Here is a 16,741-nt window from a genome sequence, read left to right as displayed (position 1 = left end):
CCGGTTGAGAGCCATGCGTGTGAAATCAGCTCCTCTTGTCAGCATTGCCATCCCCGCGTACCGCCCACGCTTTTTCCGCCTCGCCTTGCTAAGCGCGCTCGAGCAGACCTACGAGAACCTGGAGATTGTCATCTGCGACGATTGCCGCACCGATGGCATCGAGCAGATTGTCCAGGAGCTTGGCGCGAACGCCAAGGTTGAGGTGCGTTACCTGCGCAACCCGACTCGGCTGGGGTTCCAGCAGAACCTGTTGCGCTGTCTGGAAGAGTCCCGGGGCGAGTTCATCAAGTTTCTGTGCGATGACGACCAGTTGCTGGCGTTCTGCGTCAGTCAACAGGCGGCCATCCTGCAGGAGCATGCGCACGTATCGCTGGTGATCAACAGGCATCATCTAATCGATGTCGATAACTATGCCTTGCCGGTCCGCCTTGAAAACACTGGCATCACGCAGTTCGATGCGTTGTTCAACGGTACCGACATGCTGGCGTATTTTGAAAAGAGCGCCCGTCAACTTCTCGGCGGTTTGAGTGGCGCGTTGATGCGCCGCGCCGATGTCGAGGCCTTGTTGCCGGCGCTGGCGCGGCCTGGCGAAGGCTTCGAGGCGGTCCTCGATTTTGCCTTGTTCATCTGCCTGTTGCGCCGGGGTCACCTGGTTCAACTGTTCGCCGAGGGAAGCGGCCAGCGCTTGCATCCGGATCGCCTGGCGCGTCAGGCCAAGATGCTCGAGGCGGCCACGGTGGAGATGACTTGGCTCAAGGAAATGCTCGCCCAGCGCAGTGGCGATCCGGCGCCCGCCAGCGGCTGGGTGCGTTACCAGCCACTGGGGCAGCCCAGGGAGCCTGGGGCGCCCGAATGGGAAGAACTCAACGCCTACGCGGTCATTGCGAATCGGCAGGGCATCATCAACTCGCAAGTCGGCACTGACATCGAGAGCTACGCAGACCTCTACCCGCAGTGGTTGGCCTGTCGCCGTTTCAGTCCATCGCGCAAGCAAGTCTTGTCCCGGCAGATCGCCCGCTGGGCTTATCGACCGAAGATCGTTCCCGTCATCATCGACGAGCAGGACGATCCTTATGCGTTGGACATTACCCTGCAGAGTATCGCTGCCCAAGCCTATGCCTGCGAATCGGTGCTGCTGTTGTCCAATGGTCGCCAGGCTGTGGACAATCACGTCCTGCGCCTTGGCCTGCAGGCGGACTGGGCGCAGCAGCTCAACGGGCTGTTGCCTCAACTGGACGGTGCCGACTGGTTCTACCTGCTGCGAGCCGGCGATCGCTTGACCGAGTCAGCGCTGCTGATCATGGCCGATCGGATTGTCAGCTCGCCGGCTGCTGCCTGCCTCTACAGCGATGAAGGTGCGCTGGTGGATGACAAGGCGGTGGAGCCGATCTTCAAGCCCGACTTCAATCTCGACCTGATGCGCGGTTATCCCTATGTCGGTCGGACACTGGCTTTCGAGCGTGCCCGATTCCTGGCCTCGGGTGGATTCGATCCGAGCCTGGGCGAGCTGGCACCCCATGACTTGATCTGGCGGCTGGTGGAAACGGATGGGCCGCAGGTCATTGGCCACATTCCGGAAGTCCAGGTCGAGTCGACGTTTTCGTTCGCCCAATGGCTGTCGTTGCCGAAAGTCATCGAGCGAAACGCCGAATTGATTGGCGCTCATCTACAGCGTATTGGCGTGCCGCACCAGCTGCACCCTGGGCCGCTGCTGGCGTTGATTCCGCGCATTGAATACCTGTTCGCCGAGCGCCCCCTGGTGTCGATCATCATCAGCGTCAAGGATGGCCTGGGCGCGCTGGAGCGTTGCGTCAACAGCCTGATCAGTACGACTGCGTATCCACACTACGAAATCATCATTGTCGATAACGCCAGTGAAGATGCCGAGTTGCAGCATTGGCTGCGGGCAATGGCCGAGCTGGGCAGTGAAAAGTTGCGCATATTCGCGCATTCCGAAAGTGCCAGCGAAGCGGTGATCCGCAACTTCGCCGCGCAACAGGCCCGCGGCGAATACCTGTTGTTGCTCAGCCCCAATTGCATCGTGCTTGAGGCCGCCTGGCTGGACGAACTGCTCAATCAGGGTCAACGTCCTGAGGTCGGCATCGTCGGCCCTCGTACACTCAACCTGCAAGGCCGAGTCATCGACTCCGGCGTGATCATGGGAATGGGTGGGTTGGCGGGCAGGGCTTTCGTCAACGAATCGGTGACATCGGGCGGCTACATGCAACGCTTGCAGACGGTGCAGAACTGGAGCGCCGTCGGTGATCACTGCCTGTTGATACGCAAGCAGGTTCTGAAGGAAGTGGGCGGGTTCGATCAGAGCATTACGATACAGCGGATCAACTCGCTGGAGCTCTGCCAGCAGGTCGGTAAAAACGGCTACCTGATCGTCACCACGCCTCACAGTGATGTCGTGCTGGCGTCCGCGTCCGGCGTGGAAACCAGTGCTGATCCTGCGTGGAAGCAGCGGCTGGAGCACGAACAAGAGGCATTCTATCAGCGCTGGTTGCCCAAGATCGCCAACGATCCTGCCTACAACCGTAACCTGAGCCTGACCGGGAAAAGCTTCAGTCTTGAGCCCGGACCCCGCACCGGCTGGAATCCGTTGATCACCCGCAACGTCCCTTCGATCCTCGGGATGGCGGTCAATACCTCGGCGGTGGGGCATTACCGGGTCAGCCAACCGTTGTTCGAACTGGAAGCGGCGGGTCGAGTCGTGGGGCGTGTGGCCTACGATACGCCCTCGATCATCGACATCGAGCGCCAGTCACCGGATGTGGTCATCCTTCAGGGTCGCTATAACGTGAGTAAGTTCAAGGACATCACTCAAGTCAAGACTTACTCCAACGCCATGCGCATCTATGAATTGGATGACTACATCTCCCGGGTCCCGGAAAAAAACGAACACCGCCGCAACATGCCGGACAACCTTGATGACATGTTGCGCCGAGGGATCGCCCTGTGTGATCGGGTCGTGGTGTCCACCCATCCGCTGGCGGACGTCTTGTCGAGCATGCACCACGATATCCGCGTGGTGCCGAACATGCTGGCTGCCAGCCTGTGGAACCAACTCAGAAGCCGGCGTGCAACCTCCAGCAAGCCGCGTATCGGTTGGGGGGGCGGCACCAGCCACCGTGGCGACCTGGAGCTTATTGTCGATGTCGTTCGGGAATTGGCCGACGAAGTCGAATGGGTTTTCTTCGGCATGTGTCCGGATTTGCTCAAGCCCTATATCCATGAGTTTCACCCAGGCGTGAGCCTGGCGGATTATCCGGCGAAGCTGGCCAGCCTGAATCTCGACCTGGCCTTGGCGCCGCTGGAATTTCATATATTCAACGACTGCAAAAGCAACCTTCGCCTGCTGGAATACGGTGCGTGCGGCTATCCGGTCATCTGTTCGGATACCGAGGCTTACCGGGGGCACCTGCCTTGTACCCGGGTCCTCACCAACAGCACCGAAGAATGGCTGGAGGCCATCCGCATGCACCTGGCGGATCCGATTGCCAGTTACCGGATGGGCGACGAATTACGTGAAGTGGTGCTGCGCGACTTTATCTTGCGCGGCGATAACCTGCAGTACTGGGCCAATGGTTGGCTACCGGATTGATGAGTTTCAACCGCGAAACTCCCGGTATCGCCGATGCGACCCCCACTCGTTAAGGAACGAATATGCAAAGCAATGCCCCAACAGGATCGACTGCGCCATTGAATGAACGGTTTACCCTGGTGCTGCTCGCTCATGACCAGCCGACTGCCCTGCGGCGGGCGTTGCGCCACTACCGCGACAGTTCGTTCGCGGTGCTGGTGATCGACTCATCGAGCCAGATCGCTGCGGATATCCCGGCAGCGTTCCCTGAAGTGCAATATTTGTATGCGCCCACGGCCATTGGTTTCGGCGACAAGGTTCGCCAGGCTGTCGAGCGAGTCGCCACGCCTTACCTGGCGATTGCCGATGCCGAGAGTTTCCTGCTGCCCCAAGCGCTCGAACAAGCGGTGAGTTTCCTCGAAGCACACGCAGAATACGGTGCCTGCCAAGGCTACAGCCTGGCATTCGAGGCCCATGCCGACCGTGTCGATTATTACGTGCTCGATCGCAAGGGCTGCGAGGATTATTCCGGCCTATCGGCCGAAGCCCGGCTGGCCATGTTTGCCGAGGATTGCCCGTCGCTGGTGAATGCCGTCACCCGCACCGAGACCCTGCGGCACAGCAACGCTTCGTTGCCCGGCGGTTTTGATTCTCGGCTGCAGGAGGCCGGCCATTCCTATGGATTGGTAGCCGCTGCACGAGTTCGCTTGCTGGACGTCCCCTATGGTGTGCAGGAGCGCAGTCGCGTGGCGAAGCCGCAGGGCTCGGTCACCACGGCGCCTGGCTCCGTGGACTTGCGTGCGGTCGCTGAACAGGAACGTTTTGCCACGGCCTTGGCCAGTGCCTTCGGCACGGACACCACGGCGCGGGAACAGGCCAAGGCCATTGTCAAGAAGCTGGACGAGCGTTCGGTGCCGCAGCCCGGAAAACTGTTCGAGTCGATCTGGGATTCGCGGCGTGGCGAACCGGTTCGGCGTTTCGAACCGACGCAATACGTTGAGTTGCCGTTCTATAACCAGTCTTTTTTTGACGTGCTCACCGCGCTGGAATTCCTGCTTCATGCGGCGCCAAGCGGGCAGGTGCAGTTGAAGGAGCTCGAAGCCGTCATGCTCAAGCAGAAGGAGCTGACTCGTCCCCAGCGCAACACCAGCGCCGAGCCGCTTGATCAACAACTGGCGAGGGCTTTCCTGAGCTATGCCTTCAACCAGGATCTGGTAAAGCAACTGCATGAGGTCATGCAGGCAAAGGGTGACACGCGCTACGTGCAAATGATTCAGGCCTGGGAACAACGGCTCAAGGCAGCGGCATTTGAAAATACCGCGAGGTTGTTCGACGCCACGCGCTCCGGTCAATTGCTGCGCTGGCTCGAGGCGCGTGAACCGAGCGCCAGTGAAGCCCAGAAAGTGTCGAAGTACCTGGCTGCTCGCAACGGGGGGCCGACGTTTGGCATTTTGATCCTGGATCTGGAAGCCGACATCTTCAAGATGCAGGCCACCTTCGACAGCGTGATCAATGGCTATTGCCGGATGTTCAAGATTGTTGTGTTCACCACGGGTGACCTGCCGAGCGAGACCACGCCACAAAGCGTCCTGCATTTCGTCAAAGTCAACGAAAGCAATTACGTCGACAAAATCAACCAGGTTGTCAGTCAAAGCGATTGCGATTGGATGGTCATGGTCGAGGCCGGCGATGAATTGACACCCAGCGGCCTGTTTCGCGCGAGTGTGGAACTGCTGGCCGCACCGCAGTGCCAGGCCGTGGCAATGGACGAGTTCCAGCGCCAGCCCGACGGGACGCTGGCCAATGTCTTCCGGCCAGGGTTCAACCTTGACTTGCTGCAAAACGCCCCGGCCTTGATGGCCCGTCATTGGCTGGTACGCCGCGAGACGTTGGTAAAGCTCGGCGGTTATTCGCGCGAGTTCAAAAATGCGCTGGAGTTCGACCTGCTGTTGCGTTTGATCGAGCAGGACGGCCTGGAGGGGCTTGCCCACTTGGATGAGCCTCTGCTGACTTGCCAGGCGGCGCCAGTGGAAGACAATGCCGACGAGCGCAAGACCTTGCTGCGTCACCTGGCGGTTCGTGGTTATCAAGCTGACGTGAGTGCAGTTGTGCCGGGCACGCACAAAATCGACTACCGCTTTGCCGAGCGCCCCCAGGTGTCGATCATCCTGCACGGTATTGGCGATCTGACGACGCTACAACGTTGCCTGCTCAGCGTACTGCAGCGCACCCGATATCAGCGTTACGAAGTACTGGTCCCCACCGGGACGGAAAACCATTCCGTACTGCGCACCTGGCTCGATGGCCAGGGGCACCAGGCCAGTCGCGTTCGGTTATTGAATATCGACGCGGGCGTCGCGACGGGGACTTTGATCAACGCTGCCAGCCAGGAGGCCAAGGGCGACTATCTGGTGACACTGGCAGCCGACAGCGAAGTGGTCAACGTCAACTGGATCGAATCGCTGCTCAATCAGGCGTTGCGTCCGGAAGTGGGCGTGGTCGGCGCCAAGCTGGTCGAACGTGATGGGCGCATCACCCAGGCCGGCCTGATCCTGGGTCTGAATGACGAAGTCGGCTCGGCCTTCATCGGCGAGCCGAAGACCGCCAGGGGCTACATGAACAGGCTGGTGGTCGAGCAGAACTGTTCGGCGGTTTCTTTCGCCTGCCTGATGATCTCCAAGCAACTGTTCGAAGCGGCTGACGGCATTGATACAGGACTGTTCGACGATGCCCTGGGTGACGTCGACCTCTGCCTGAGAGTTGACCAGGCCGGTTATTTGACGGTGTGGACGCCGCATGTGCAGGTGATCCAGCCCGGTGTGCTGGCGAGTACGCCTGAAGCGCTTACGGCACTGCGTGAGAAGTGGGCCGGGGCATTCGCCCAGGATCGGTTCTACAACGGCAACCTGGCGTTGCAGGGCGCGGGTTTCGCTCTGGGACCGGTGCGCAACGTACCCTGGACCGGCTTGCTGAACTAACCTGTCGCCTTGCGGTAATGCTGTCCACTCAAGACTGGCCTGATCATTGTGGCGATTGCCTTGAGTGAACAACATTCATCGCCTTGCGGGGCTTTCATTGACGAAGCCGGCAGGTGAAAACCTGCCGGCTTCGTTCCCGTATTACGCTGCCATCCCCGAGATTTCTTTCCGGTGTCCAATCCCTTTGTGGGAAATGACACGGCTTCGTTTGTCATGAAAAAATGCCCCTCCAGAACAAAACGGCGTGACGCATAGGTCATAAAGTGCATCTTCACTGTATTGTATTCCCCGGAGTGGAGGCCTGTCCGTTCGCCTGACAAGGCGTCCGCCCTTGGAAATCAACCATTTTGAAGCGCCCCCTGAGCTTTTGGGGGTGAACCTAGTCGCAGTACATGATCGGGAAGCCATGATGATTGGCATAAAAAGCATAGCGAGTTATGTGCCGACCGCTGGTGTGGATAACTACGCTCAGGGTGCCAAATTCGAGAAGGATGAAGAATTCATCCTCGGCAAGATTGGTTCAGCGTTCCTGCCGCGCAAAGACGCTGACCAGGAAACCTCGGACCTGTGTGTCGAAGCAGTGAACGCACTGTTCGCCAACAATCCGCAGTTGTCGCGTGAATCCATCGACGCGCTGATCGTCGTCACTCAGAACGGTGACGAAGAGGGGCTGCCGCACACGGCCGCCATCGTGCAGGACAAGCTCGGCCTGCCGACCCATGTGGCGGCGTTCGATATCTCGCTGGGCTGCTCGGGCTACGTATACGGCATCTACGCCCTGAAAGGGTTCATGGAGGCCGCAGGGCTGAAGAACGGGTTGCTGGTCACCGCCGATCCGTATTCGAAAATCGTCGACCCTGAGGACCGCAACACCACCATGCTGTTCGGCGATGCCGCCACCGCCACTTGGATGGCCGAAGACGCCAGCTGGCAGTTGGGCAAGGCCAAGTTCGGCACCGACGGTTCCGGTGCGCCGCACCTGAAGGTCAGCGACGGAGTGTTTTTCATGAACGGTCGTCAGGTGTTCAACTTCGCTTTGCTGAAAGTACCGGCTCATTTGCACGAACTGCTGGCCGAGTCGTCGTTGCAACCCAGTGACATCGATGCGTTCTGCATCCACCAGGGCAGTGCGGCAATTGTCGATGCCGTGGCGCGGCGTTTCGAGGGCGAGCCTGAGAAGTTCATCAAGGACATGGTCGAGACCGGCAATACCGTGTCGTCGAGCATTCCGCTGCTGCTGGAAAAGCACGTCCTGGATGCTGACTGGAAGCGCGTGGCAATCAGTGGTTTTGGTGTGGGCCTGTCGTGGGGCTCGGCGATTCTGTATCGCGATTGACCCATTCACGTTCTTCTCGATAGCGCTTCAGGCTGGCCTGTGGCGCTATTTTTTTGCCCGCACCTCTCTCCTGCGCTTTCTTGACGCCATTTTTCGGGCTTTTACTCGCCGCTAAAGCCTTGTTTTGCAAGGGGTGGCAGTCTGCTAGCAAATTTTTTGAAAAAAGCCCTCAAGCAAGTTCCTAATCCGACGATAACTATTACGAAGGTTCTCTAGGCCACACCCCGGCGGTTGCCAAGGGCCGGAAGCCGCAGTACCCAACCAACGAGGAATTCGTCATGGCTTTAACAGTAAACACCAACACCACATCGCTGAACGTTCAGAAGAACCTCAACCGTGCTTCCGACGCTCTCTCCACTTCGATGACTCGCCTGTCTTCCGGCCTGAAAATCAACAGCGCCAAAGACGACGCCGCCGGCCTGCAGATCGCTACCCGTATGACCTCGCAAATCCGCGGTCAGACCATGGCGATCAAAAACGCCAACGACGGTATCTCCATGGCGCAGACCGCTGAAGGCGCGATGCAAGAGCAGACCAACATTCTGCAACGTATGCGTGAACTGGCCATCCAGTCCCGTAACGATAGCAACAGCGCAGATGACCGTATCGCTCTGAACAAAGAGTTCTCGCAGATGAGCGACGAACTGACCCGTATCGCCAACAGCACCAACCTGAACGGCAAGAACCTGCTCGACGGTACCGCCAGCACCATGACGTTCCAGGTCGGTTCGAACACCGGTGCTGACAACCAGATCTCCCTGACTTTGAGCGCCAGCTTCGACGCTGCAGCCCTGGGTGTTGACTCGGCAATCACCATCGTTGGTTCCGACAGCGCTGTTGCTGAAACCAACTTCGCATCGGCGATGGACGCAATCACCAGTGCGATCGACACCATCAACAGTGCTCGTGCCGACCTCGGTGCTGCACAAAACCGTTTCGCCAGCACCATTTCCAACCTGCAGAACATCAACGAAAACGCCAGTGCTGCACTGGGTCGCGTACAAGACACCGACTTCGCTGCTGAAACTGCACAACTGACCAAGCAGCAGACTCTGCAGCAAGCGTCTACCTCGGTTCTGGCCCAGGCCAACCAACTGCCATCCGCTGTACTGAAGCTGCTTCAGTAATAGCCGGATGAGTTTTAGCGGGGGAGTGCGCTTGCGTGCTCTCTCGCTTTTTCCGTTCAAGAGGTGATGGACATGGATATGAGCGTGAAGCTGAACTTGTCTTATCCAGCGGCGAAGCCGGCACCTACCGTGGCCGACAAGCCCGTGGAGAAGCCTCGAGCCGAGGTTGCTACCGTGACCCCGGTCAAGGAAGCACCTAAAGACGCTGCCGCCGAGCAGGACAAACTCAAGAAAGCCGTTCAGGAAATCGAGAAGTTCGTCCAGTCGGTCAAGCGCAATCTGGAGTTCTCTATTGACGAGCCTTCAGGCAAAGTAGTGGTCAAAGTGATTGCCAGTGGTTCCGGTGAAGTGATTCGCCAGATTCCGAACGAAGAAGTCCTGAAACTGGCCAACAGTTTGAATGATGCAAACAGCTTGTTGTTCAGCGCCGAAGCCTGACAATCGGCACGAATTTTGTTGTTATGTTCTTTTGGGCGTGTAAAGGCCAAAAGGCCGGCGACATACTGAAGGGAGTCCCACATGGCAAGTCCAATTCTACCTGGCTTGGGTCTAGGCTCCGGCCTTGATACCGGCGCTATCGTCAAGGCGCTGGTCGATTCCGACAAGGCCGCCAAGCAAGGTCAGATCACCCGAGCGACGACGACGACTACCAACAGTATCTCCGGGGTGGGTACCCTGAAGTCGTTGTTGGCAGCTTTCAATACCGCCATGAAGGACTTGTCCAGCACAACGACCCCGCAATTCTCGGGTTTTGCTGCGACATCTTCAGCTCCCGGCGTTCTCACGGCTACCGCCAGTAACACGGCGGTGAATGGCACTTACGCCATCAAAGTCACCAACCTGGCCACTGCGTCCAAGGTCACTTCGGCGGCCTTCGCGGGTGGTACGACCAGTGCCATTCCCACGGGTACGATGACCATCTCGCAGGGGGGGAACAACTACAACCTCAATGTGCCGGATGGCTCCACCTTGCAATCGGTTCGCGACGCGATCAACGCCGACTCGTCGCTCAAGGCGGCCGGTGTCAGTGCGAACATCATCACCGACTCCTTCGGTTCGCGCCTGGTGCTGGGTTCGACCACGACCGGCGCAGGCTCCGATATTTCGGTGAGTGGTATTGCGGGGCTGGAGATCGATGGCACGAACGTTGTGGGTGCCAACAATACTGCGTTGACGGCTTCTTCGGCGGGCGCCATCGGTGCCCTGGCCAAAGATGCCAGCTTCACAGTCGATGGCATGCTGCTGACCAGCAAGAGCAATACAGTCAGCACGGCAATCTCCGGGCTGACGTTGAATCTGCTCGGAGTAGCGGACGGCGGCACTTCAACCGTTACCGTGGCGCCGAACAATGATGGCTTGAAGGCCTCGATCCAGAAATTTGTCGATGCCTATAACGCGGTCGCCAATAGCATTACCGCACTGACCAAGCCGTCGCTCGATGCCGATGGGAAGTTGACGGTGCCGGCAAAATTGACCGGCGATGCGTTGCCCCGCTCGCTGCTGGCGACGATTCGAACGCCCTTGTCTGAAACCGGCGCTGGCGACGCGCTGACGTCGCTGGCCCAGTTGGGTGTTACCACCGATCAAAAGACGGGTGCGTTGACCTTCGATGGCGTCAAATTCAGCGCAGCGATGAGCGATAAAAAGCTCAGCGGTGAAGTCCAGACGTTGTTCACGGGCACCAACGGCCTGCTGGAACGCATGGGCAAGGCGATCGAACCCTTCAGCGAGAGGGGTGGTATCCTGGATCAGCGGACCACGACGCTGACCAGGACCCAGACCCGCCTGAAGAGCGATCAGGAGGCTCTGGATCGTCGGGTCGAGACCCTGACCGCTGTGCTGACTAAAAAGTACAACGATATGGACACCCTGGTCGGCAAGCTGAAGGCCACTGCCAGCAACATCACTTCGATGTTCGAGGCAATGACGGCGCAACAGAGAAACAGCTGATTTTTCAGCGATGCAAAAAAAGCCCGGCAACGTTTTGACAACGCTCCGGGCTTTCGGCTTTTCGGTCTAAAGTTTTTTGGCGCAGCGTCGATACGCTGTTTATACGAACCGAAGTTTTTTGATGAGGTAGAACATGAATCCGATGTTGGCCCTTCGCCAATACCAGAAGATTGGCGCCCAGGCGCAAACCTCCGAAGCCAGTCCCCATCGTCTTGTGCAGATGCTCATGGAAGGCGGGTTGGACCGTATTGCCCAGGCCAAGGGCGCGATGGAGCGCAAGGATATTGCAAGCAGAGGCATTCTGATCAGCAAGGCCATCGGCATTGTCGGTGGTTTGCGTGAAGGCCTGGACCTGGAAAACCAGGCCGAGTCGGTCGCTGAATTGGATGCTCTTTACGCTTACATGATGAAACGTCTGGCCGAAGCCAACGTCAAGGCCGATCCGAAGATCCTCGACGAAGTCGCCGATCTGCTTCGCACGGTCAAGGAAGGCTGGGACGCCATTGCCGCACCTGGTCCGCAATTCTAAGGAGTGCTCTCATGAGTCTTGTCCTGCAGCGAATCGAAAAAACCCGTGACGCCTTGGTCGATGCCTTGGCCGAGCGAAACTGGGAGGCCATCGGTCAATTGGACCTGGCGTGCCGTTCCTGCATGGAAGACGTCCTGGGTGAGCCTCAGGTGGACGAGGCGGCGTTGCGGATCAATCTTGAGGAATTGCTGGGGGTGTATCGGCAATTGCTGGAGGCGGCGACGGGAGAGCGTCAGGCGATCGTCGATGAGATGCAGCAGATCCATCAAGCACAGAACGCTGCAAAGGTTTACCATCTGTTCGGTTAATGCTCAGTTAATCCGAATCCGTTGCGCCATAAATTTGACTGTGCACGGTTTTTTGACTTAACTAGTAACTGTTTACAGATTTCAGGCGTCTACAGGCATAACAAGTCTGCAAGCGTCTAGCTTGCCCCCTAATTTTTGGGCATTGGGTTGACTAGGGAAGTTGCTATTGCATGTGGCGTGAAACCAAAATTCTCCTGATCGATGACGATAGCGTCCGCCGCCGCGACCTGGCGGTGATCCTGAATTTTCTTGGCGAAGAAAATTTACCCTGCGGAAGCCATGACTGGCAGCAGGCCGTCGGCTCATTGTCGTCCAGTCGTGAAGTCATTTGTGTCCTTATCGGGACCGTAAATGCTCCCGCAACGCTTTTGGGCTTGCTAAAGACACTCTCAACCTGGGATGAGTTCCTTCCGGTTTTGTTAATGGGCGAAAATTCTTCCCTTGACTTGCCTGAGGACCAGCGTCGCCGGGTACTTTCCACCCTCGAAATGCCGCCCAGCTACAGCAAGCTGCTCGATTCGCTGCATCGCGCCCAGGTTTACCGCGAGATGTACGATCAGGCCCGCGAGCGTGGCCGGCATCGCGAACCCAACCTGTTCCGCAGCCTCGTCGGCACCAGCCGGGCGATCCAGCATGTGCGCCAGATGATGCAGCAGGTCGCCGACACCGACGCCAGCGTACTGATCCTGGGCGAATCGGGTACCGGCAAGGAAGTGGTTGCGCGCAACCTGCATTATCACTCCAAGCGCCGCGAAGCGCCGTTCGTGCCGGTCAACTGTGGCGCGATCCCGGCCGAGTTGCTGGAGAGCGAACTGTTTGGTCATGAGAAGGGTGCATTCACGGGTGCAATCACCAGCCGCGCCGGGCGTTTCGAACTGGCCAACGGCGGCACGCTGTTTCTCGACGAAATCGGCGACATGCCGCTGCCGATGCAGGTCAAGCTGTTGCGCGTCCTGCAGGAACGCACCTTCGAGCGCGTGGGCAGCAACAAGACCCAGAGCGTCGATGTGCGCATCATTGCCGCCACGCACAAGAACCTTGAAAGCATGATCGAGGTCGGCAGTTTCCGCGAAGATCTCTATTACCGCCTCAACGTTTTCCCGATCGAGATGGCGCCACTGCGTGAGCGCGTCGAAGACATCCCGTTGCTGATGAACGAGCTGATCTCGCGTATGGAGCACGAAAAGCGCGGTTCGATCCGCTTCAACTCGGCGGCGATCATGTCCCTGTGCCGCCATGGCTGGCCGGGCAACGTTCGTGAGTTGGCCAACCTGGTGGAGCGCATGGCGATCATGCACCCGTACGGGGTGATCGGCGTGAACGAACTGCCGAAGAAATTCCGCTACGTCGACGATGAAGACGAGCAAATGGTCGACAGCCTGCGCAGCGACCTGGAAGAACGGGTGGCGATCAACGGCCACACGCCGGACTTCACCGCCAATGCCTTGTTGCCGCCCGAAGGCTTGGACCTCAAGGATTACCTGGGAGGCCTTGAACAAGGGCTGATCCAGCAGGCCCTGGACGATGCCAACGGCATCGTGGCCCGCGCGGCGGAACGCCTGCGCATCCGCCGTACCACCTTGGTGGAGAAGATGCGCAAGTACGGCATGAGCCGTCGCGAAGGAGATGAACAGGCGGATGATTGACGCCTGTTTTCCAACCGCCTGATTTTCAGGCGGTTTTTTTTCGGCACGGGTATTGCTATATCCCTCGCAACGTTCCGTTTAACTGACGGTCAGCCAAGCGAGAGAGCACGATGACCCAAGCCGCCCAGATGTCGCCTGTCCCCGAGCCGGGACACCTGCCGTCCGCCGAACAGGCGAGCCGGCTTGGACTTGAGCAGGCATTTTCGCTGTTCAACCAGATGTCCAGCCAACTGACGGATTCCTACAGCCTGCTCGAAGCCCGGGTCACCGAGCTCAAGGGTGAGTTGGCCGTGGTCAGCGCCCAGCGCATGCAGGAGCTGGCGGAAAAAGAACGGCTGGCCAATCGGCTGCAGAATCTCCTCGACCTGTTGCCGGGTGGCGTCATCGTCATCGATGCCCACGGTTTCGTGCGCGAAGCCAACCCGGCGGCCTGCGAATTGCTCGGCCTGCCGTTGGAAGGCGAGCTGTGGCGGCACGTTATCGCCCGCTGCTTTGCGCCCCGGGAAGACGACGGCCATGAGGTGTCCCTCAAGGACGGTCGCCGCCTGTCCATCTCGACGCGCTCGCTGGATGCCGAGCCTGGGCAATTGGTGTTGCTCAACGACTTGACTGAAACCCGTCACCTGCAAGACCAATTGGCGCGCCATGAGCGCCTGTCCTCCCTGGGGCGGATGGTGGCCTCGCTGGCTCACCAGATTCGTACCCCGCTTTCCGCCGCGCTGCTTTACGCCAGTCATCTGACCGAGCAGCAATTGCCAGTGGAAACCCAGCAACGCTTTGCTGGGCGCTTGAAAGAGCGCCTGCACGAGCTGGAACACCAAGTGCGCGACATGCTGGTGTTCGCCCGCGGCGAGCTGCCGTTGACCGACCGCGTCAGCCCCAAGGCCTTGCTGCAATCGCTGCAAGCCGCGGCATTGACCCATGTGCAGCAATTGCCGATCCGCTGGCAGTGCGACAGCCATGCCGGCGAAGTGTTGTGCAATCGCGACACGCTGGTGGGAGCGGTGTTGAACCTGATCGAAAACGCGATCCAGGCCAGCGGCGGCGACGTCCGGCTGAAAGTGCACTTATACACACGAGACAACACCTTGCGCCTGTCGGTCAGCGACAACGGTAGTGGTATAGAGCCGGCGGTGCTGGCGCGCCTGGGCGAGCCATTCTTTACCACCAAGACCACCGGCACTGGCCTGGGCCTGACCGTGGTCAAGGCCGTGGCCCGTGCCCACCAGGGAGAATTGCAGCTGCGCTCGCGGCTGGGCCGTGGCACCTGCGCGACGGTGTGCTTGCCGCTGTTTTCCAACACGCCGGGGGTGGAATGAACGCAATGGCGATCAAGGTGTTGCTGGTTGAGGATGATCGGGCCCTGCGCGAGGCGCTGGCCGATACGCTGGTGCTGGCCGGGCACGATTACGCCGCCGTCGGTTCGGCGGAAGAAGCGCTGTTGGCGGTCGGCCGGGAAGCGTTCAGCCTGGTGGTCAGTGACGTCAACATGCCGGGCATGGATGGTCATCAGTTGCTGGGTCTGTTGCGCGCCCGTCAGCCGCAACTGCCGGTCTTGCTGATGACGGCCCACGGGGCCGTCGAGCGAGCGGTGGATGCCATGCGCCAGGGCGCAGCGGATTACCTGGTCAAGCCGTTCGAGCCCAAGGCGCTGCTGGACCTGGTCGCACGTCATGCCTTGGGCAGTCTTGCGGTGGAGGGCGAAGGCCCGGTGGCCATCGAACCGGCTAGCGCGCAGTTGCTGGAATTGGCCGCGCGGGTGGCCCGCAGCGATTCGACGGTGCTGATTTCCGGCGAATCCGGTACGGGCAAGGAAGTACTGGCCCGCTACATCCATCAACAATCCCGGCGTGCCGGGGAACCGTTTATCGCCATCAATTGCGCGGCGATTCCCGACAACATGCTCGAGGCGACACTGTTCGGCCACGAAAAAGGCTCGTTCACTGGCGCCATTGCCGCCCAGGCCGGCAAGTTCGAGCAGGCCGACGGTGGCACGATCCTGCTCGATGAAATTTCCGAAATGCCCTTGGGCCTGCAAGCCAAGCTGTTGCGGGTATTGCAGGAGCGGGAAGTGGAACGGGTTGGTGCCCGCAAGCCCATCAGCCTGGACATCCGCGTGGTGGCGACCACCAACCGCGACCTGGCCGGCGAAGTGGCGGCGGGGCGTTTTCGTGAAGACCTCTATTACCGCCTGTCGGTATTTCCGCTGGCCTGGCGTCCGTTGCGCGAGCGCACCGCCGATATCCTGCCACTGGCCGAGCGGCTGTTGAACAAACACGTCAATAAAATGAAGCATGCGGCGGCCCGGCTTTCAGCCGAGGCCCGGGCTTGTCTGGTTGCCTACCCGTGGCCGGGCAATGTCCGAGAGCTGGATAACGCCATCCAGCGGGCCCTGATCCTGCAGCAGGGCGGTTTGATCCAGCCGGAGGATTTCTGCCTGGCCGGGCCGGTGGCCTGTGCGCCATTGCCGACCCTGGCACCGGTACCCGCCGCAACCACTGCGCCGTCGGTGGATAGGGAGGGCGATTCGGTGGGGGCTTTGGGAGACGACCTGCGGCGCCGCGAGTTCCAGATGATCATCGATACCCTGCGCGCCGAGCGCGGTCGTCGCAAAGAGGCGGCCGAACGCCTGGGCATCAGCCCACGCACCCTGCGCTACAAGCTGGCGCAAATGCGCGACGCCGGCATGGATGTCGAGGCCTATCTGTTCGCCAGTTGAATAAGCACCAGCAATCCCTGTGGGAGCGAGCTTGCTCGCGATAGCGGTGGGTCAGTCAAGTCGAGGTCGGATGTGATGGGGTTATCGCGAGCAAGCTCGCTCCCACAGGGGGGCTGTGCGCGCATTTGTTTTCTATCGCCATGGAGCTGGCACCCTTGTTGCTAATACCTACGTACCCGCTGAGTAAGTGTCAAAAAAACGCGGGCCGCCAGAGAGAGTAGACCATGAGCCAAGGTATTGAATTTAATCGGTTGATGCTGGACATGCGGGCCATGCAAATGGACGCCATGGCCCAGCCTAAATCGGTCGCGGTCCCCCAGGTGGGTGGCAGCAGCTTTTCCGACATGCTCGGTCAGGCCGTCAATAAAGTGAACGATACCCAGCAGGCTTCGAACCAGTTGGCCAGTGCTTTCGAGATTGGCAAAAGTGGCGTCGACCTGACGGACGTAATGATCTCCTCGCAGAAAGCCACTGTCTCGTTTCAGGCGCTGACCCAGGTTCGCAACAAACTGGTTCAGGCCTACCAAGACATCATGCAGATGCCGGTTTAAGGAAATTATTG

At 59.4% G+C, this 16,741-nt stretch carries 12 protein-coding genes; all 12 read left to right on the top strand.

Features of this window, described 5'->3' with window-relative positions; all coding sequences use genetic code 11:
- Window positions 1-19: 19 nt before the first annotated feature.
- The 12 genes from ACIPQ1_RS19185 (at window position 20) to fliE (ending at window position 16,730) form a co-directional block, all read left to right on the top strand.
- Complete coding sequence (locus ACIPQ1_RS19185; protein WP_411387477.1) at window positions 20-3,607, top strand: glycosyltransferase; 3,588 nt, start codon at window positions 20-22, stop codon at window positions 3,605-3,607.
- 62 nt (window positions 3,608-3,669) lie between these two features.
- Complete coding sequence (locus ACIPQ1_RS19180) at window positions 3,670-6,564, top strand: TIGR00180 family glycosyltransferase (RefSeq protein WP_411386812.1); 2,895 nt, start codon at window positions 3,670-3,672, stop codon at window positions 6,562-6,564.
- A gap of 409 nt (window positions 6,565-6,973) precedes the next feature.
- On the top strand, window positions 6,974-7,900 hold the full coding sequence (locus ACIPQ1_RS19175; protein ID WP_411387478.1) for a ketoacyl-ACP synthase III: 927 nt from the start codon (window positions 6,974-6,976) through the stop codon (window positions 7,898-7,900).
- A gap of 278 nt (window positions 7,901-8,178) precedes the next feature.
- A complete protein-coding gene (locus ACIPQ1_RS19170; protein WP_411386813.1) occupies window positions 8,179-9,027 on the top strand; it encodes a flagellin domain-containing protein in 849 nt (282 codons plus the stop codon).
- Between the two features lie 72 nt (window positions 9,028-9,099).
- Window positions 9,100-9,465 (top strand): flagellar protein FlaG, encoded by a 366-nt coding sequence (locus ACIPQ1_RS19165; RefSeq protein WP_411386814.1) that lies wholly within the window; start codon window positions 9,100-9,102, stop codon window positions 9,463-9,465.
- Between the two features lie 81 nt (window positions 9,466-9,546).
- The gene (gene fliD, locus ACIPQ1_RS19160) at window positions 9,547-10,977 is read left to right on the top strand and encodes a flagellar filament capping protein FliD (protein WP_411386815.1); all 1,431 of its coding nucleotides are present in this window, start codon (window positions 9,547-9,549) and stop codon (window positions 10,975-10,977) included.
- Between the two features lie 133 nt (window positions 10,978-11,110).
- Window positions 11,111-11,506: a flagellar export chaperone FliS gene (fliS, locus tag ACIPQ1_RS19155; RefSeq protein WP_250961952.1), complete on the top strand. Its 396-nt coding sequence runs from the start codon at window positions 11,111-11,113 to the stop codon at window positions 11,504-11,506.
- 11 nt (window positions 11,507-11,517) lie between these two features.
- Window positions 11,518-11,814 (top strand): flagellar protein FliT, encoded by a 297-nt coding sequence (locus tag ACIPQ1_RS19150; protein WP_411386816.1) that lies wholly within the window; start codon window positions 11,518-11,520, stop codon window positions 11,812-11,814.
- Window positions 11,815-11,984: 170 nt separating this feature from the next.
- Window positions 11,985-13,460 (top strand): sigma-54 dependent transcriptional regulator, encoded by a 1,476-nt coding sequence (locus ACIPQ1_RS19145; RefSeq protein WP_003199076.1) that lies wholly within the window; start codon window positions 11,985-11,987, stop codon window positions 13,458-13,460.
- Between the two features lie 110 nt (window positions 13,461-13,570).
- Window positions 13,571-14,779: a sensor histidine kinase gene (locus ACIPQ1_RS19140; protein ID WP_411386817.1), complete on the top strand. Its 1,209-nt coding sequence runs from the start codon at window positions 13,571-13,573 to the stop codon at window positions 14,777-14,779.
- A gap of 5 nt (window positions 14,780-14,784) precedes the next feature.
- Window positions 14,785-16,179 carry a sigma-54-dependent response regulator transcription factor FleR gene (gene fleR / locus ACIPQ1_RS19135; protein ID WP_250962005.1) on the top strand — a complete coding sequence of 465 codons (1,395 nt, stop codon included), beginning with the start codon at window positions 14,785-14,787 and terminating at the stop codon, window positions 16,177-16,179.
- Between the two features lie 224 nt (window positions 16,180-16,403).
- Window positions 16,404-16,730 (top strand): flagellar hook-basal body complex protein FliE, encoded by a 327-nt coding sequence (gene fliE, locus ACIPQ1_RS19130; RefSeq protein WP_123342173.1) that lies wholly within the window; start codon window positions 16,404-16,406, stop codon window positions 16,728-16,730.
- Window positions 16,731-16,741 lie beyond the last annotated feature (11 nt).

Source organism: Pseudomonas sp. LARHCG127 (assembly GCF_052871455.1).
This window is presented reverse-complemented; position numbering and strand designations above follow the sequence as displayed.